The organism is Janthinobacterium sp. 61 (assembly GCF_002846335.1).
In the GTDB taxonomy this organism is placed as follows: domain Bacteria; phylum Pseudomonadota; class Gammaproteobacteria; order Burkholderiales; family Burkholderiaceae_D; genus Janthinobacterium.
This window is the reverse complement of sequence record NZ_PJMQ01000001.1, coordinates 413,676-430,543: the sequence shown is the minus strand read 5'-3', so window position 1 is coordinate 430,543 and position 16,868 is coordinate 413,676. Positions and strand designations below refer to the sequence as shown.

The following is a 16,868-nucleotide window of genomic DNA, read 5'->3' as shown; positions in this document are numbered from 1 at the left end:
TCGGGGCAACTCGATGAAAGCCCGCCATGCCCGCCACCACCCTTGCCCGCTGCAGCACCCGTTTCCTGCTGCCCCTGCTGCTGTCCGCCGTCCTTGCCGGCTGCGCCGCGCTGCCCTCGCTGGACGGACGCAGCGCCTCCACCGTCATCACCGATACGGCGCACACCCAGCTGGCCACGGCCATAGCGCCCATGGTGGCGCAGCATCCCGGCGTGTCCGGCATTTACCCGCTGGTCGATGGCCGCGACGCCTTTGCCGCGCGCGCCCTGCTGGCCGCCGCCGCCCAGCGCAGCCTGGACGTGCAGTACTACATCTGGCACAAGGACATCACCGGCACCGTGCTGTTCGACGCCCTGCGCCAGGCGGCCGAACGGGGCGTGCGCGTGCGCCTGCTGCTCGACGATAACAACACGACGGGCCTGGACCAGACCCTGACCATGCTGGGCAAGCAGCAGAATCTGGAAATTCGCCTGTTCAATCCCTTCGTGCCCCGTGCGCCGCGCGCGCTGGCCTTTGTCGCCGATTTTTCACGCCTCAACCGGCGCATGCACAATAAATCGTTCACGGCCGATAACCAGGCCACCATCGTGGGCGGGCGCAATGTGGGCGATGAATATTTTGGCGCGGCCGGCGATGTCCTGTTTGCCGACCTTGACGTACTGGCCGTCGGCCCCGTCGTCAACGAGGTCTCGCAGGAATTCGACCGCTACTGGAACAGCGCCTCGGCCTACCCGGCCAGTCTGCTGCTGACCAGCCCCGTCGATGGCGACGCTGCCACCATCGCCGCCGAAGCGGACCACATCGACGACACCAGGGCAGCCGGGGAATACGTGCAGGCGCTGCGCACCTCGCCCTTCGTCAAGCAGATGATGGAACGCACCCTGCCCTTCGAATGGGCGCGCACGCGCATGGTCAGCGACGACCCGGCGAAAGTGCTGGACAAGGCCCGGCCAGGCACGGGCGTGGCGGAAAACCTGCGAACCCTGCTGGGCGTGCCGGAAAAGGAAGTGGACCTGGTGTCGCCGTATTTCGTTCCCGGCAAATCCGGCACCCAGGCCTTTGCCGATCTGGCAAAACAGGGCGTGGGCGTGCGCATCCTGACGAATGCGCTGGAAGCAACCGACGTGGCGGCCGTGCATGCGGGCTATGCGAAGTGGAGGAAACCGCTGCTGGAAGCGGGCGTGCTGCTATATGAATCGCGCCGTTCGTGGGAAGCAGGCGATGCGCGCGCGCAGCCGGGTCACCTGGGCAGCTCCGCATCGAGCCTGCACGCAAAAACCTTTGCCGTCGACGACCAGCGCATCTTCGTGGGCTCGTTCAACTTCGATCCGCGCTCGATCGCATTGAACACGGAAATGGGCCTCGTCATCGACAGTCCCGCGCTGGCCAGCCAGTTGGGGAAAGCCATGCGCACCACCATCCCGCAGCGCGCCTACCAGGTGCTGCTTGGCGACGATGGCGCGCTGTACTGGCTCGCCCGCGACGCCAACGGCGGTGTCACGCGCTACGACACGGAGCCGGGCACCAGCGTGTGGAAGCGCATGGGGGTGGCGATTCTGTCGGTGCTGCCGATCGATTGGCTGCTGTAAGCTGTTTTGCCAACACTGTTGTCGGATTACGCGGGGCTTTGCCCCGCTAATCCGACCTACGCTCTTCGCAAGGTCATCGTAGGTCGGGTTAGCGCAAAGCGCGTAACCCGACAAGCACGTAGCCCCCTCTTTTACCGCACCGCTTCCGTCAACACCCGCCCTTCCGACGCGGACGGCTGGCGTATGCGCAGCAAATGGGCCAGGGTCGGGGCGATGTCGACCACTTCCGCGTACTGGCCATAGGCGCCCGGCTTGATCCAGCGGGGACCGAATACCATCAGCGGCACATTGGTGTCATATGTGTACGGCGTGCCGTGCGAGGTGCCTCCAACGCCCTTGCCGAAGTACCAGGCCGGTTTCGTCACCAGCATCAGGTCGCCCGACAGCTGGCGGTTCCAGGCACGGCGCATCAGAGTATCCATGCGCGTGGCCACCGCCCCCGATTCCATCTGCGTGCGCGTGTAGACTTGCGCCAGGCCGTCCTGCTGCAGCAGGAAGCGGGCTGCCGCGTCTTCCAGGGCAGCGCGATTGACGCCGCTCTTTTCCGCCAGCGCGTAATCGAGGTAGATATTCGGCAGCGACGACGACGTCACCAGCTTGTCTGCGCCCAAGGTCGTGGCAAGGTGCTGGTTTAATGCCGCCACCAGCTTGTCGCCGTCGATGCGCTTGGCGGAAAAGCCGCCGCGCGCTTCCGTAAATTCAGGCACGTTGGCAAAACCATGGTCGGCCGTCAGCACCACCAGCACGTTGTCCATGCCGACTTTTTTATCGAGGTCGGCAAAGAAACCGGCCAGCATGCGGTCCAGGCGCTGCAGGTGGTCGTGCGACATCTTGCTTTCCGGACCGTAGGCGTGGTTCACATAATCGTGCGCGGACAGGCTCACGCCCAGGATATCGGGCACGCCGGCCGGGTTGTGGCCCAGGTTCTCGCCATCGACGGCGGCGCGGGCAAATTCCAGGGTCAGCTCGTCGAGGAAGGGACCGGACTTCAACCGGCTGTAGTACTCACCATCGAGCTTGCCGCTGTCACTGTAGTAGGCAAACGGGAAGGTGTTGCGCGTGCCCGGCTTGGCCGGCACCAGTTCATCACGGGCGTCCCGCGCATAGGCCGAATCGGCCAGCAGCGGTGTCCAGCTCTTGCCGTAATAACGGTCCTGCGGCCTGGTCGCCTGGTAGCGCTGCACCCATTGCGGATGCTGCTGCATGTAATAGGTGCTGCTGGCGAAGTTGCCCGTCTTTTCCATGTACATATAGGCCGTGCCCGTTTTCCCCGCCAGCAGGATGGCGCCACGGTCCTTGCCCGAGACGGTGACGACCTTGGCCTTGTCGCCCGTGGAATAGCGCAGCTCGTCGCCCAGGGTGCTCACGCGCAGCTTGGTCGGCGCCGTGCCATCGTCGGGCTTCGTCTCTTCGCCGATGTAATGGAAATTGCCATCCTCGGTGCAATATACGGATTTTTTCGTGACGGGATCGATCCAGTTATTGCCGATCACGCCATGCTGGTACGGGTAGGCGCCCGACAGCACGGCCGAGTGGCCGATGGCGGTCACCGTGATGCCATGCGCCTGGTGCGCATCGCTGAACCACGCGCCCTGCTCCAGCAGGCGGCGGAAGCCACCCTGGCCGAACTGGTCGCGGTAGCGCGTCACCTGCTCCTGCGGCAAGCCGTCCACCACCAGCACCACCACCAGCTTCGGCTGCGCCGCCGTGGCAGCAGCAGGAACGGCCTTGGCCGCATGCGCCTGGCACGCCGCCACGCTGGCCACCAGCAGCAAGGCCTGCGCCAGTTGTCGGGAAAGGGAGAAATTCTTGCTCATATGCACTCATCCAAAGTTAGGCCACCGGCCAGCATACGCCGACTATATGACACAATAATGACAAGGGGCAACAATATAAAAAAGGCCAGGCTCCATCGCTGGAACCCGGCCTTTGCCGAAACAGATGAATAGGTCTGACTTACTTGACCGTCACCTTGATGCTTTTGCTCAACTCCGGCCCATACGACTGGTGCGCGCCATTGGCGAACTGCATCGTCAAGGTGTACTGGCCCGGCGGCAAGGTGACGTCCGTTTCCGTTTGCCCTTTGCCGAAATGCAAATGTTTGTCATCCATGGGTATCATCTCGCCCGCCTTCATCGACCCCACATTGATGAGCAAATGATGATGGCCCGTCTTGGCCGTCATGTCGCCGGCCGGCTTGACGTCCATGCCGCTGACGGCAAACTTGACCTTGAACGGACTGGTCACTGTCGCACCATCAACCGGCTCGACAAATGAAACGGACTGGGCAAACGCGCTGGCGGCCAACAGGCTGCCAGCAATCAGGACTGCAGCCTGGCGCAGGAATACGGTGGTCAATTGCATGATGTCTCCTCTTGTTTAATAACAACACGGACTGCATGAAACCATCCCCCGCTGACACTGGCGCATGGGAGCGCCAAGCCCAACGTTTAATCGTTCTTGATCACGATGCTAGGGAACTTGCTCGTCATATCCTTCGCCTTTTCCGCCACCTTGATGGCGATGGTGCGGGCGATCTGCTTGTAGATCACGGCGACGGGGCCATCCGGCTCAGCCACGACGGTGGGCGTGCCCGAATCCGTCTGCTGGCGGATCGCCATGGTCAGTGGCAAGGCGCCGAGGAATTCCACACCAAAGTCAGCGCACATCTTCGCACCGCCGCCGGCGCCAAAGATTTCTTCCGCATGGCCGCAGTTCGAGCAGATGTGCGTGCTCATGTTTTCCACCACGCCCAAAATCGGAATGCCGACTTTCTCGAACATTTTCAAGCCTTTGCGCGCGTCCAGCAGTGCGATGTCCTGCGGCGTCGTGACGATGACGGCACCCGTGACCGGCACTTTCTGCGACAGCGTCAATTGAATGTCGCCCGTGCCTGGCGGCATGTCGACGATCAGGTAGTCGAGATCGCGCCAGTTCGTCTGGTCCAGCAGTTGCTGCAAGGCTTGCGTGACCATGGGGCCGCGCCACACCATAGGCTCGTCCGGATCGATCATGAAGCCGATCGACGACACTTGCAGGCCATGGTTTTCCATTGGCTCCATGCTCTTGCCATCGAGGGTCTTCGGCTGGCCACTGATGCCAAGCATCATCGGCTGCGACGGACCATAGATATCGGCGTCCAGCATGCCGACGGTGGCGCCTTCGGCGGCCAGGGCCAAGGCCAGGTTGACGGCCGTGGTGGATTTACCAACACCACCCTTGCCGGAAGCCACCGCAATGATGTTTTTCACGTTGCTCATCGGCTTCAAGCCGCGCTGCACCGTGTGCGAAATGATTTTCGACGACACGCCCACGCTGACGTTGCCCACGCCCGGCAGCACGCGCAGGGCGGCCAGCACGGATTTGCGGATCAGATCGATCTGGCTTTTGGCGGGGTAGCCCAACTCGATGTCGAGCGAAATATCATTGCCATCGACTTTCAGATTCTTGACGGTTTTGCTGGAAACGAAATCTTTATGTGTATTTGGATCAATAACCTGGGCCAGCGCGGCCTTGACGTCTTCTACTGTGATGCTCATGTAAATCTCCGTGTGTACTACATATGTGCAATACGCGCAGTCTAGCGCAAATTTGCATGGCGCGATGGCGGCAAAAGCATCACTTGCCGGCGCTGCATCTGCTCTTATTGCCTTTCCGCTGTTAAAATGACCTATTATCCATCCCAAAAGTGCATCAATCATGACTCGCAAGCTGTTCGTCACCACTGCCCTGCCTTACGCAAACGCCGCTTTTCACATTGGCCACATCATGGAATACATCCAGGCTGATATCTGGGTCCGGTTCCAGCGAATGCAACGCGATGGCGCAGCCGGCCGTGAAGTGCACTTTGTGGGCGCCGACGATACGCATGGCACGCCCATCATGATCGCCGCCGAAAAGGAAGGCATCACGCCGCAGCAATTCGTCGCCAACATCGCCGCCGGTCGCGCCCAGTACCTCGATGGCTTCCATATCGCCTTCGATAACTGGTATTCGACCGATTCGCCGGAAAACGTCGACCTGTCGCAATCGATCTACCGCAAGCTGCGCGATACGGGCCTGATCGTCACGAAAACCGTCGACCGCTTCTTCGACCCGGTAAAAGGCATGTTCCTGGCCGACCGCAACATCAAGGGCGAATGCCCGAAATGCGGCGCCAAGAACCAGTACGGCGACAATTGCGAAGTGTGCGGCGCAGCCTACCAGCCGACCGACCTGGTCAACCCGTTCTCCGTGTTTACCAACGCGACGCCCGTGATGAAGCCGTCGGAACAGTATTTCTTCAAACTGTCCGACCCGCGCTGCTTCGAATTCCTCAAGGAATGGCTCAATACGCCAGGCCGCTTGCAGCCGGAAATGGTCAACAAGGTCAGCGAATGGCTGGGCGAAGCGGGCGAAAAGCTGGCCGACTGGGATATCTCGCGCGATGCGCCCTACTTCGGCATCCCGATTCCCGATGCGCCGGGCAAGTTCTTCTACGTATGGATGGACGCGCCCGTCGGCTACCTGGCCAGCCTGAAAAACTATTGCGACAAGAAAGGCATCGATTTCGACGCCTTTTTGAATGACCCGACAACCGAACAGATCCACTTCATTGGCAAGGACATCGTTTCCTTCCACCTGCTGTTCTGGCCTGCCATGCTGAAATTTGCCAATCACCCGGTGATCGACAAACTGAAAGTCAACGTCCACGGCTTCCTGACGGTCAACAACGAAAAAATGTCGAAGTCGCGTGGCACCGGTATTTCGCCGCTGCGCTACCTGGACCTGGGCATGAACCCGGAATGGCTGCGCTACTACATCGCCTTCAAGCTGAACTCCAAAGTGGAAGACCTGGACTTCAACGGTGAAGACTTTGTGGCCCGCGTGAACAGCGACCTGATCGGCAAGTACGTGAACATCGCCAGCCGCTGCGCCGGCTTCATCGCCAAGCGTTTCGACGGCAAGCTGGCATCAATGCTGTCGGAAGGCGCGCAAAGCTGGATCAACCGCGCACTGACGGTGGACGTGAACGGCGTCATCGTCGAGCGCCAGGCCAGCATCGCCGCGCACTTCGAGAACCGCGAATTCGGCAAGGCCTTGCGCGAAATCATGGAAATCGCCGACATCACCAACCAGTATGTCGATGAAAACAAACCGTGGATCCTGGCCAAGGACGTCGAAAAAACGGCCGAGCTGCACGACGTGTGCACCACGGCCCTGATCCTGTTCCGCCAGCTGACGATCTTGCTGTCGCCGGTCCTGCCGGGCGTGGCGAAGAACGTGGCGTCCTTCCTCAACGACGAACAATTTACCTGGGCCGACACGCAAGTGTTTGGCGACGCCGTGTCGAACAGCATGCTGGGCCGCACCATCGGCGCCTACAGCCACTTGATGACGCGCATGGATGCAAAGATGATCGAAGCGCTGTTCGACGCGCCGCAAGCGGCCGCCGCTATTGCCGCGCCCGCCGGCGACGCCGCCAATGACGCCGCCGCGCCAGCCGCTACCACAGCAGCAGCCGCCATCGAGGAACTGGCGCCCGAGATCAAGATCGACGACTTCCTCAAGGTCGACCTGCGCATCGCCAAAATCGTCAACTGCGAACTGGTGGACGGCTCGGACAAGCTGCTGCGCCTGACCCTGGACGCGGGCGAAGGCCGTTTGCGCAATGTATTCTCCGGCATCCGCTCGGCTTACCAGCCGGAAGAACTGATCGGCAAGCTGACGGTGCTGGTAGCCAATCTGGCGCCGCGCAAGATGAAGTTCGGCATTTCCGAAGGCATGGTCATGGCAGCGTCCGCCGCCGATGAAAAGGCGAATCCGGGCATCTACATCCTGAACCCGTGGCCGGGCGCCGAACCTGGCATGCGCATCCGCTAAGGACCAATGATGAATATCGTGGTGCGCGAAGCAACAAATGCCGATGCACAACTGATGGCCGAGCTGACCCGCGCTGCGTGGGCCGGCAAGGTGGCGGCCTCGTCCAGTGGACACCACGAGACGGCACGGCAGGTGGAAGAGCAACTGCGCCACGGCGGCGGCTTTGTGTTGCTGATCGACGACATTCCAGCCGGCTCGCTGCGCTGGATGCCGCTCGACAGCGACCCCGCCATCTGGAAGATTTCACGCATGGGCGTGCTGCCCGCTTACCGGGGCAGCCATGTCTCGCAGCACTTGCTGGAAGCCATCATTCATCACGGCCTGTCGTGCCAGGCCGAGGAATTGCGCCTCGCCGTGCGACGCGACCAGCGCAAACTCATCGATTTTTATGCGGCCTTTGAATTCGAACTGGCCGAAGAACTGGAATATTCGCACGCCAACCCCGCCGAACCGGCGCCGATGGTGATGCGGCGTTTGTTGCGTTATTGATTTTTAGCAATTTCGCCCCCGGACTTGCCGATACAACAACCCGCCAAGCGACATGGCGCGGTAAAATACGGCCGGCTGACCTTACTTATAAGACACTCAGAAGAGAATATGAAACTGCCTGCAAAACACAACAACTACGTATCCGACCACACCTTGTTCATCGCCGAACTGAAGGCCAAGAATCCTGGCATGGAAGCGGGCCAGCAAGCGGGCCGCGCCCTGCTGTGGGACAAGCCGGCCGTCAGCATCGATGAGCAGGAACGCCAGCTGGCATCGGCCGTCAAGCAACAGGCTTACGTTTACCAGAACAAGAACTAAGACCTGGACCCGGCACGATGTTGCCTGAAGAGTCTGCAGTCACGCCGGAAGCCGACGCCTCCGGTGCAGGCGCAGTCATCGAGTTGCCCGAAACCGTCGCTGGCGGCGATGGCGGCGGCGGCGACCCTGCAACTTCTGCAACAGCGGTGACGGATGCGGCGCCCGCCGCCGATCCCCTGGGCATCGCCCGCCTGTATGGCGAGCCCATGCTGCGCATGCCGACGGATTTGTACATTCCGCCGGACGCGCTGGAAATCTTCCTCGAAGCCTTCGAAGGCCCGCTCGACTTGCTGCTCTACCTGATCCGCAAGCAAAACTTCAATATTCTCGATATTCCGATGGCGCAGGTGACCCTGCAATATCTGAAATATGTGGACCAGATCCGCGTGCGCAACCTGGAACTGGCCGCCGAATACCTGCTGATGGCCGCCATGTTGATCGAGATCAAGTCGCGCATGCTCTTGCCATCGCGCAAGAGCGACGTCGAGGAAGATGGCGGCGACCCACGGGCTGAACTGGTGCGCCGCCTGCTCGAGTACGAGCAGATCAAGCTGGCCGCCTACGACCTGAACGCCATTCCCCAGTTCGAGCGCGATTTCGTGCGCACGCAGATTTTCATCGAGCAAAGCCTGACGCCCACCTGGCCCGACGTGGAACCGGTGGACTTGCAGCAGGCGTGGCTCGATGTGCTGAAACGCGCCAAGCTGACCCAGCACCACCGCATCAGCCGCCAGGAACTGTCCGTGCGCGAGCACATGTCGAGCATCCTGCGCCATTTGCAATCGTCGCGCTTCGTCGAGTTCAGCGAGCTGTTCGACATTGCCGGCGGCGTGCCCGTGGTGGTGGTCAACTTCGTGGCCCTGCTGGAACTGGCCAAGGAAACCCTGATCGAAATCACGCAGGCAGAACCGTTTGCCCCCATCTACGTCCGGCTGGCGTATTCGCCCGCCTGATCCCTTCCCTTTGTCACTGACCACCGTACAACGGGGTTTTAGCGAAAGCAATCCATGAAAATTATTTCCGACATCGAAGAATTGCGCGACCAGCTCAGCGGACAGCTGCGCACGGCGTTCGTCCCCACCATGGGCAACCTGCACGAAGGCCATCTGTCGCTGATGCGCCTGGCGCGCAAGCATGGCGACCCCGTCGTCGCCTCGATCTTCGTGAACCGCCTGCAATTCGGCCCGAACGAAGACTTCGAAAAATACCCGCGCACCATGGCGGCCGATATCGCCAAGCTGGAAAAGGAAGGCGTGTACGTGCTGTTCGCCCCGACGGAAAAGGAACTGTACCCAGAACCGCAGGAATACCGCGTGCGCCCGCCTGATGACCTGGGCAATACCCTGGAAGGGGAATTCCGCCCCGGCTTCTTCGAAGGCGTGTGCACGGTCGTCACCAAGCTGTTTTCCTGCGTGGGTCCGAGAGTGGCCGTGTTCGGCAAGAAGGATTACCAGCAGTTGATGATCATCCGCAACATGGCGCGCCAGTTCGCGCTGCCGACGGAAATCATTGCCGCCGAAACGTACCGGGCCGACGATGGCCTGGCTTTATCGTCGCGCAATATGTATCTGTCGGAAAGTGAACGCGCCGAGGCCCCGGAACTGTTCAAGGGACTCAATTTTGTGGCCGAGGAAGTGCGCAAGGGCAATCTGGCCGTCGCTGAACTGGAACAGGCCAGCATGCAGCTACTGAACAGCCGTGGCTGGAAGTCGGACTATATCGCCGTGCGCAAGCGCGCCAACCTGCAGGCGCCGAGCGCCGCCGAACTGGCCGCCGGTGAACCGCTGGTGGTGCTGGCTGCCGCCAAGCTTGGGCAGACGCGCCTGATCGACAACCTGGAAATTTAAGCGCAGTCACAGCGGGGCCGTTCGGCCCCGTTTCTTTTTCTTACTTCTCCATCCCTACCAGCTTGAGCTCGGCAAACAGCGGCTTGTTGTGGCCGCGTGCCGCCTGCAGCATGTCATAACTGGCCGCATCGAGCACGATTTCCTCTCCCGACCATAGCTTGCGCTGGTTCGCAGGCAACCTCAGGCTGCGCAGGATGGCCCTGGCCTGGGCCGGATCGGCCGCCAGCAGGCGGATGGCGTGCGCACCGCGCTGCGCCCCCGTGAGGATCGGCAAGCCGCCCTGCGGGCCATACTGGCTCAGGCTGACGTAATCGTGGCCGCCCAGGCGGTGCAGATAGGCATGCCGGCCATCGCCTTCGGCAGGCGATTGCGTGGCCGGCTCCTGGACATCGCCGGGCTGCGCCTCGACGATGGCCGGTGCGACGCTGGTTTGTTCAAGGCTCACGCCGCAAGCAGCCAGCAAGGCCGTGCTCAGGGCAAAGAATAATACGGGTGCTCGGCGCATATTGCGCTCCTTCTTGTCGGGGGCGGGGACAGAGGTGGAATAGTGCTGCGATCATGAGCCACTTTAGTTGACGTGTAAAGTTAACTTTCAGAAATATTTCATTCCATACCGCAACTGGCTGCGTGACCCCATTTGCCAGACCGGCAGCGCAGCGGATTGAACAGGATTGTTAATCTGGATTGCACACTTAAACTATTCCAGCCATCTTTATCCACGCAACAATAAAGATCACAATCGCCATACGGGCTCGCAACGACATTCCACAGGCTTGCCACCACGACAGGAGAAACACCATGAATACAGCATCCACCCCGGCCAAGGTCGCCATCATCACGGGCGCCTCGCGCGGCATCGGCGCGGCCATCGCCCGCCGCCTGGCGCGCGACGGCATGCAGGTCGTCGTCAATTACGCGAGCGGCAAGGAGGCGGCAGACGAGCTGGTGGCAACCATTCTCGCCGACGGCGGCAGCGCCATCGCGGTCAAGGCCAACGTGGCCAATGCGCACGAGGTGCAGGCGCTGTTCGCTGCGGCTGAAGCGGCCTTCGGCGGCGTTGACGTGCTGGTCAACAACGCCGGCATCATGCCACCCGCGCTGCCTGCCCTGGCAGACACGGATGACGCCACCTTCGACACCCTGTTCGCCATCAACGTCAAGGGCAGCTTCAACACCATGCGCCGGGCGGCGACGCGCTTGCGCCAGGGCGGCAGCGTCATCAACTTCTCGAGCAGCGTGATTGGCCTGGCCCTGCCCGGCTATGCTATCTACGGCGCCAGCAAGGCCGCCATCGAGACGATGACGACCATCTTCGCCAAGGAATTGCGCGGCAAGAACATCACCGTCAATGCCATCGCCCCCGGCCCCACGGCCACGGCCCTGTTCTTGAACGGCAAGACGACAGAAGCGATACAGCGCATGAGCAAGATGGCCCCCCTGGAACGCCTGGGCACGCCGGACGACATCGCCGCCGCCGTCGCCTTCCTGGCTGGCCCCGACGGCCGCTGGGTCAATGGCCAGACCCTGCGCGCCAACGGCGGCCTGGTGTAAGCAGGTGCAGGCCGACGAAAAAAAACGCTGCCAGTTCGCACTGGCAGCGTTTTTTCTGAAGCGGTTCAAACCGTGATCAGGCGCCGGCTTTTTCCAGCTTCTCGAAAATCTTGTTCAGCTTTTCATCGAGGGTCGCGGCCGTGAACGGCTTGACAACATAACCGCTGGCGCCAGCTTGCGCGGCGGCGATGATGTTCTCTTTTTTCGCCTCGGCGGTCACCATCAGCACGGGCAACTTGGCCAGTGCGGGATCGGCGCGGATATGCTGCAGCATCGTCAGGCCGTCCATGTTAGGCATGTTCCAGTCCGAGACGACGAAATCGTAGGATTCCGCGCGCAGCTTGGCCAGGCCCATCACGCCGTCTTCCGCCTCATCGACGTTGGCATAACCCAGTTCCTTCAACAGATTCCGGACAATGCGGCGCATCGTCGAAAAATCGTCAACGACTAAAAATTTCATCTTTGGATCAGCCATGAATAACTCCGTTGTTTCTGTAGCGGTTTGTTAATAATATCGACATGAATGCCGACATTATGGTCGACACTACGGCAGCAAGCTGTAGGATAGCATTTTCGTTGCTTTTAGGCGAACAAACTTGCCCCAGATCATATAAAACGTGGCTTACACGCGCAAAGCACGCATGCCATGCGCAGCCAGGTGTCCCAGCACCATGCCGGGCAGCGCCGTCAGAGCGCCGACCTCATGCGTAGCACCGATGGCGATCGCCTCGCGCGGCATGCCGAACACCACGCAACTGGCTTCATCCTGCGCAAAATTATACGCTCCTGCGGCCTTCATCTCCAACATGCCTTGTGCGCCATCCTTGCCCATGCCGGTCAGGATCACGCCGACGGCATTTTTGCCGGCCGATTGCGCGGCCGAACGGAACAGCACATCGACCGAGGGGCGGTGACGGTTGACCGGTTCACCCTGGTCGATCTTGGTCATGTAATTGGCGCCACTACGCGTCAAGGTCAGGTGCGAATGACCGGGCGCGATGTAGGCGTGGCCGGGCAGCACGCGTTCGCCGCCTGCAGCTTCCTGCACCGAGATCTTGCACAGCGAATCGAGGCGGCGCGCAAACGAACGCGTAAAGCCTTCCGGCATGTGCTGCGTGATCAGGATGCCGGGGCAATCGGACGGCATCTGCATGAGGAATTCGCGGATCGCTTCCGTACCGCCCGTGGAGGCACCCACGATGATCAGCTTTTCGCTCGACGTCAAGGGGCTGCGCAGCGCAGGCAACGGTGCGGCGACCCTGTCGCCGGCCGACGGCAGGGTGCGCGCGCGGATGCGCGCCTTCGCGGCGGCGCGGATCTTGTCGGCAATCATGTCGGTGTACTCGCGCATGCCGCTCTGGATGGAAATCTTTGGCTTGGTGACAAAATCGACAGCGCCCAGCTCCAGCGCGCGCATGGTGATTTCCGAACCGCGCTCGGTCAGCGACGACACCATCAGCACCGGCATCGGACGCAAACGCATGAGTTTTTCCAGGAAATCGAGGCCATCCATCTTCGGCATCTCGACGTCCAGGGTCAGCACATCGGGGTTGGTCTGCTTGATCATCTCGCGCGCCACCAGCGGATCGGGCGCCGCCCCCACCACTTCCATGTCGGGCTGGCTATTCACGATTTCCGTCATGACGCTGCGGATCAGCGCCGAATCATCCACGATCAATACTTTGATCTTCATACAATACCCTTCCAGACCTTGCGGCCCTTATTCTTAATCGGTAAAAACGCCAGACAAAACCGTAGCGAGCGGCAGTGATTTGTGGCCAAGAAGCGCAACCGTGCTGAAGCACGGTGAGCATCGCAGGCCGCAAAGCACGACGCGCAGCAGGTTGGGCCTGGTGATACTAGAACAGCTCGATCTCGCCACCCACGGGCGCAACCTTGAGACGGCTTGCGTAATCGAGCTCGCGGCGCACCAAGGTATCGTTATGCGTCTGCATCAGCTTTTTCACCAGCACCTTGCCGCTGCGAGGGAAAAAATACACCTTGCGCGGGTGGATATCATTCAAGTCCTCGGCCACCACGCGCATCTTTTCCGCCTTCAGGTAATTGATGACGAAGGCCGCATTGCGTTCGCCGACGTTAATCGCCGTGAAGCCGCGCAGCACGGCGCCGCCGCCAAATACTTTCGCTTCCATGTTCTCGCGCCGCGCACCGGCCTTCAGCAGATCGTTGATCAATATCTCCATGGCGTAGGTGCCATAGCGCATCGACGCTGAAATCGGGCTATTCGGATCGCTGCCGCCGTCGGGCAGCATGAAATGGTTCATGCCGCCCAGACCGGTGACACGATCGCGGATGCAGGCCGAGACGCAGGAGCCGAGCACGGTGACGATCAGCATGTCCTTGTTGGTAAAGTAATACTCACCAGGCAAGATCTTGGCGGCGTCACAATTGAACGTCCTGTCGTAATAGACGTTAGTGGCAAATTGCTCTTTGGATTCCAGGCTCATATTTCACTCTCATGTACGATGCGACGATGCCTTGGGTGCGGCGCCCCGCGGCTGGTCGAGCTCATAGACTGTTTTACCGCGCAGCTTCAATGAATCCGACACGTACAGAAAATTCTCCGAGTGGCCCGCAAACAGCAGGGCATCGGACTTCATCAACGGCACAAAGCGCGACAGAATCTTGCGCTGCGTCGCCTTGTCAAAATAAATCATCACGTTACGGCAGAAGATGACGTCGAACTGTCCCGTCAGGGGCCAGCTGTCGGCCAGCAGGTTGAGCGGCTTGAAGGTGATCATCTGGCGCAGTTCCGGGCGCACCCGCACCTGCCCCTCGCGATCGCCCTTGCCGCGCAAGAAAAAGCGCCGCGCACGGTCGGCCGGCATCTTGTCGAGCCGGTCCAGGTTGTAGACGCCATTGGCGGCCGTGGCCAGCACATTCGTGTCGATATCCGTGGCGATGATGGTGACCGGCGGCGTGAGCGTATTGAACGCCTCGCACACCGTCATGGCGATCGAGTATGGCTCCTCGCCGGTGGAACTGGCCGAACACCAGATGGTGATCGGCCCGCTCAGTTTTTTCACATGCTCGGCCAGCAACGGGAAGTGATGCGCCTCGCGGAAAAACGACGTCAGGTTGGTCGTCAGCGCATTCGTGAACGCTTCCCACTCGTCGCCCATGCGGCCCGCTTCCAGGTCGTCCAGGTAGCGGACGAACGAGGAGATGCCGGTCGCCCGCAGGCGCCTGGCCAGACGGCTGTAGACCATCTCCTGCTTGCTGTCGGCCAGCGCGATGCCGGCCCGCTTGTAAATCATGGCGCGGACCCGCTCGAAGTCCTTGCCAGTGAAATCAAATTCCTTGACCGAATCCGTTTTAGTTTGCGGCATTTGTTTTTACCTCTCTATGACTACTCTGACCAATGCCTTTGCAAGTATAACTAGCGGGACCGGGTTGGCGTCAGAACTCTTCCCAATCGTCGCCGCCGGCCGCCGCCAGCTTTTTCGCAGGCGGTGGCGTGCCGGCCTGCGCCGCCTTTGCCACCCGCCGTGTATTTGCCGCCACACTCGGTGCCGGCCGTGCCACCGCCTTCACGGGCGCCGGCATGGACGCCTGCGCCGCGCTCTCGCCGCCCAGCTTGAAGATGCTGACGGCGTCGGCCAGTTTCTGCGCCTGGTCCTGCATGCTTTCGGCGGCGGCCGCCGCTTCCTCGACCAGCGCCGCATTCTGCTGCGTCATCTGGTCCATCTGCGCGATGGCCTGGTTCACTTCCTCGATGCCATGGCTCTGTTCCTGCGTTGCCGCCGTAATCTCGCCCATGATGTCGGCCACCTGCCGGATCGACGTGACGATCAGACCCATGGTCTGCCCCGCCTCGTCCACCAGGCGGCTGCCGGCATCGACCTTGTCGACCGAGTCGCCGATCAGTCCCTTGATCTCTTTGGCTGCGCCAGCGGATCTTTGGGCAAGATTGCGCACTTCGGATGCCACCACCGCAAAGCCACGTCCCTGCTCGCCTGCGCGCGCCGCCTCGACGGCCGCATTCAGCGCCAGGATATTCGTCTGGAACGCAATGCCGTCAATGACGCCGATAATATCGACAATCTTGCGCGAACTGTCCTTGATGGAACCCATGGTATCGACCACTTGCGCCACCACCTTGCCGCCCTGCTCCGCCACCGACGATGCCGACACGGCCAGCTGGTTGGCCTGGCGCGCGTTGTCCGCGTTCTGCTTCACAGTCGACGTCAGCTCTTCCATCGACGACGCCGTTTCTTCGAGCGAACTGGCCTGCGTTTCCGTGCGCGCCGACAGGTCCGCATTGCCGCTGGCGATCTCGCGCGACGCCACGGTGATGGTGTCCGTCCCATTGCGCACGTCGCTGACCGTCTGTACCAGGCTCTCGTTCATGTCCTTGAGCGCCTGCTGCAGCGCGCTCGTTTCATCCTTGCCTTCGACCACCACGTGCGATGTCAGCTCGCCCGCTGCCACCTTCTGCGCCACCGCCAGGGCACCGGACAAGGGCACCGTGATCGAGCGCGTGATGAAGATGGCGCACCAGGCGCCGATCGCCACCGCCGCCCCACCCAGGATGAACAGTACCGTCATCAGGCGCGCGTCAGCCGTCAGCGAGTCGTCCATGAAGCTTTGCTGGGCCACATGCTGCAAGGCGAGCAGCTTGTTGATATCGGCCAGGGTCGTCTTGTTCAAAGGGTCGATGCGGGTGGCAATCACCTTGGCCGCGCCCTCGCTGTTAAACGCCAGCACCTGCCCCATCGCCTCCTTGAAGGCGGCATCGACTTCGCCGTCGACCTTGGCGATATTGGCCAGCAGCGTCTTCTCGCCATCGGACAGGCCCAGGCTGGACAGCTTGGCGCGTGCGCCGTCGTACAGCTTGCGCTGCTCGCGCACCTTGCCCTCCTCCACCTGCATCAGGCCAACATCGCCCTGCAGGCCGATATTGCGCATGGCGATACCGGTTTCCAGCATCGCGCTTTTCATCAACGACGCCTGCGTATTTTTTTCGCTTGCCAGCTCCAGGCCCGTGAGCAACTGGGCCTTGTTACGATAATTCAGTGCATTCGCCGAAACGATCACCACCACCAGGATGGCGAGGATGCTGCCAAAACCTATCCCCAGCCGGGTGCCTATCTTGAAATCGCGCAAACTCATTACAGTCTCCAATATTTATGTGAACGGCGCCCGTTCAACCGGACGGCGCCGTGTTGTGGCCTGGTCTCTATCGGACCTT

Annotated in this window: 16 protein-coding genes; 7 read left to right on the top strand and 9 right to left on the bottom strand. The window is 61.2% G+C overall.

Annotation, left to right across the window (positions count from 1 at the left end; translation table 11 throughout):
- Positions 1–26: 26 nt before the first annotated feature.
- The gene (locus CLU92_RS01995) at positions 27–1,589 is read left to right on the top strand and encodes a phospholipase D family protein (protein ID WP_101480509.1); all 1,563 of its coding nucleotides are present in this window, start codon (positions 27–29) and stop codon (positions 1,587–1,589) included.
- Positions 1,590–1,720: 131 nt separating this feature from the next.
- On the opposite strand, the gene CLU92_RS01990 is transcribed toward CLU92_RS01995, so the two are convergent.
- The 3 genes from CLU92_RS01990 to apbC form a co-directional block, all read right to left on the bottom strand.
- Entirely contained in the window at positions 1,721–3,406 is a 1,686-nt protein-coding gene (locus CLU92_RS01990) for an alkaline phosphatase family protein (RefSeq protein ID WP_101480508.1), read from the bottom strand.
- 139 nt (positions 3,407–3,545) lie between these two features.
- Positions 3,546–3,953: a DUF4399 domain-containing protein gene (locus tag CLU92_RS01985; RefSeq protein ID WP_101480507.1), complete on the bottom strand. Its 408-nt coding sequence runs from the start codon at positions 3,951–3,953 to the stop codon at positions 3,546–3,548.
- An 86-nt stretch (positions 3,954–4,039) separates the two neighbouring features.
- Entirely contained in the window at positions 4,040–5,128 is a 1,089-nt protein-coding gene (apbC, locus tag CLU92_RS01980; RefSeq protein ID WP_101480506.1) for an iron-sulfur cluster carrier protein ApbC, read from the bottom strand.
- Positions 5,129–5,288: 160 nt separating this feature from the next.
- On the opposite strand from apbC, the gene metG reads away from it, so the two are divergent.
- From metG to panC, 5 genes are all read left to right on the top strand, one after another.
- The gene (metG, locus tag CLU92_RS01975; RefSeq protein ID WP_101480505.1) at positions 5,289–7,451 is read left to right on the top strand and encodes a methionine--tRNA ligase; all 2,163 of its coding nucleotides are present in this window, start codon (positions 5,289–5,291) and stop codon (positions 7,449–7,451) included.
- A 9-nt stretch (positions 7,452–7,460) separates the two neighbouring features.
- Positions 7,461–7,940, top strand: a complete 480-nt coding sequence (locus tag CLU92_RS01970; protein WP_101484448.1) for a GNAT family N-acetyltransferase — start codon at positions 7,461–7,463, stop codon at positions 7,938–7,940.
- A gap of 108 nt (positions 7,941–8,048) precedes the next feature.
- Entirely contained in the window at positions 8,049–8,258 is a 210-nt protein-coding gene (locus CLU92_RS01965; protein WP_034778041.1) for a DUF3460 family protein, read from the top strand.
- 17 nt (positions 8,259–8,275) lie between these two features.
- Positions 8,276–9,211: a ScpA family protein gene (locus CLU92_RS01960; protein ID WP_101480504.1), complete on the top strand. Its 936-nt coding sequence runs from the start codon at positions 8,276–8,278 to the stop codon at positions 9,209–9,211.
- A 54-nt stretch (positions 9,212–9,265) separates the two neighbouring features.
- Positions 9,266–10,105 (top strand): pantoate--beta-alanine ligase, encoded by an 840-nt coding sequence (gene panC, locus CLU92_RS01955; protein WP_101480503.1) that lies wholly within the window; start codon positions 9,266–9,268, stop codon positions 10,103–10,105.
- 40 nt (positions 10,106–10,145) lie between these two features.
- On the opposite strand, the gene CLU92_RS01950 is transcribed toward panC, so the two are convergent.
- The gene (locus CLU92_RS01950; protein ID WP_101480502.1) at positions 10,146–10,610 is read right to left on the bottom strand and encodes a hypothetical protein; all 465 of its coding nucleotides are present in this window, start codon (positions 10,608–10,610) and stop codon (positions 10,146–10,148) included.
- Between the two features lie 293 nt (positions 10,611–10,903).
- Here CLU92_RS01950 and CLU92_RS01945 point away from each other — a divergent pair, with 293 nt between their 5' ends.
- Positions 10,904–11,656 carry an SDR family oxidoreductase gene (locus tag CLU92_RS01945; RefSeq protein ID WP_101480501.1) on the top strand — a complete coding sequence of 251 codons (753 nt, stop codon included), beginning with the start codon at positions 10,904–10,906 and terminating at the stop codon, positions 11,654–11,656.
- 76 nt (positions 11,657–11,732) lie between these two features.
- Here CLU92_RS01945 and cheY read toward each other — a convergent pair whose 3' ends face one another.
- The 5 genes from cheY to CLU92_RS01920 form a co-directional block, all read right to left on the bottom strand.
- On the bottom strand, positions 11,733–12,131 hold the full coding sequence (cheY, locus tag CLU92_RS01940; protein ID WP_010396677.1) for a chemotaxis response regulator CheY: 399 nt from the start codon (positions 12,129–12,131) through the stop codon (positions 11,733–11,735).
- A gap of 147 nt (positions 12,132–12,278) precedes the next feature.
- Positions 12,279–13,349: a chemotaxis response regulator protein-glutamate methylesterase gene (locus tag CLU92_RS01935; RefSeq protein ID WP_101480500.1), complete on the bottom strand. Its 1,071-nt coding sequence runs from the start codon at positions 13,347–13,349 to the stop codon at positions 12,279–12,281.
- 166 nt (positions 13,350–13,515) lie between these two features.
- Entirely contained in the window at positions 13,516–14,124 is a 609-nt protein-coding gene (gene cheD / locus CLU92_RS01930) for a chemoreceptor glutamine deamidase CheD (protein ID WP_071078257.1), read from the bottom strand.
- A 9-nt stretch (positions 14,125–14,133) separates the two neighbouring features.
- On the bottom strand, positions 14,134–15,006 hold the full coding sequence (locus tag CLU92_RS01925; protein WP_070278818.1) for a CheR family methyltransferase: 873 nt from the start codon (positions 15,004–15,006) through the stop codon (positions 14,134–14,136).
- A gap of 70 nt (positions 15,007–15,076) precedes the next feature.
- A complete protein-coding gene (locus CLU92_RS01920) occupies positions 15,077–16,789 on the bottom strand; it encodes a methyl-accepting chemotaxis protein (protein WP_101480499.1) in 1,713 nt (570 codons plus the stop codon).
- Between the last annotated feature and the right edge of the window lie 79 nt (positions 16,790–16,868).

Excerpts from the sequence above, each read along its gene's own strand:
- CLU92_RS01950 (WP_101480502.1), bottom strand. The coding sequence starts at position 10,610 with ATGCGCCGAGCACCCGTATTATTCTTTGCCCTGAGCACGGCCTTGCTG.
- CLU92_RS01995 (WP_101480509.1), top strand. The coding sequence starts at position 27 with ATGCCCGCCACCACCCTTGCCCGCTGCAGCACCCGTTTCCTGCTGCCC.
- CLU92_RS01945 (WP_101480501.1), top strand. The coding sequence starts at position 10,904 with ATGAATACAGCATCCACCCCGGCCAAGGTCGCCATCATCACGGGCGCC.
- CLU92_RS01920 (WP_101480499.1), bottom strand. The coding sequence starts at position 16,789 with ATGAGTTTGCGCGATTTCAAGATAGGCACCCGGCTGGGGATAGGTTTT.
- panC (WP_101480503.1), top strand. The coding sequence starts at position 9,266 with ATGAAAATTATTTCCGACATCGAAGAATTGCGCGACCAGCTCAGCGGA.
- CLU92_RS01965 (WP_034778041.1), top strand. The coding sequence starts at position 8,049 with ATGAAACTGCCTGCAAAACACAACAACTACGTATCCGACCACACCTTG.
- metG (WP_101480505.1), top strand. The coding sequence starts at position 5,289 with ATGACTCGCAAGCTGTTCGTCACCACTGCCCTGCCTTACGCAAACGCC.
- cheD (WP_071078257.1), bottom strand. The coding sequence starts at position 14,124 with ATGAGCCTGGAATCCAAAGAGCAATTTGCCACTAACGTCTATTACGAC.
- cheY (WP_010396677.1), bottom strand. The coding sequence starts at position 12,131 with ATGGCTGATCCAAAGATGAAATTTTTAGTCGTTGACGATTTTTCGACG.
- apbC (WP_101480506.1), bottom strand. The coding sequence starts at position 5,128 with ATGAGCATCACAGTAGAAGACGTCAAGGCCGCGCTGGCCCAGGTTATT.
- CLU92_RS01990 (WP_101480508.1), bottom strand. The coding sequence starts at position 3,406 with ATGAGCAAGAATTTCTCCCTTTCCCGACAACTGGCGCAGGCCTTGCTG.
- CLU92_RS01985 (WP_101480507.1), bottom strand. The coding sequence starts at position 3,953 with ATGCAATTGACCACCGTATTCCTGCGCCAGGCTGCAGTCCTGATTGCT.
- CLU92_RS01960 (WP_101480504.1), top strand. The coding sequence starts at position 8,276 with ATGTTGCCTGAAGAGTCTGCAGTCACGCCGGAAGCCGACGCCTCCGGT.
- CLU92_RS01925 (WP_070278818.1), bottom strand. The coding sequence starts at position 15,006 with ATGCCGCAAACTAAAACGGATTCGGTCAAGGAATTTGATTTCACTGGC.
- CLU92_RS01935 (WP_101480500.1), bottom strand. The coding sequence starts at position 13,349 with ATGAAGATCAAAGTATTGATCGTGGATGATTCGGCGCTGATCCGCAGC.
- CLU92_RS01970 (WP_101484448.1), top strand. The coding sequence starts at position 7,461 with ATGAATATCGTGGTGCGCGAAGCAACAAATGCCGATGCACAACTGATG.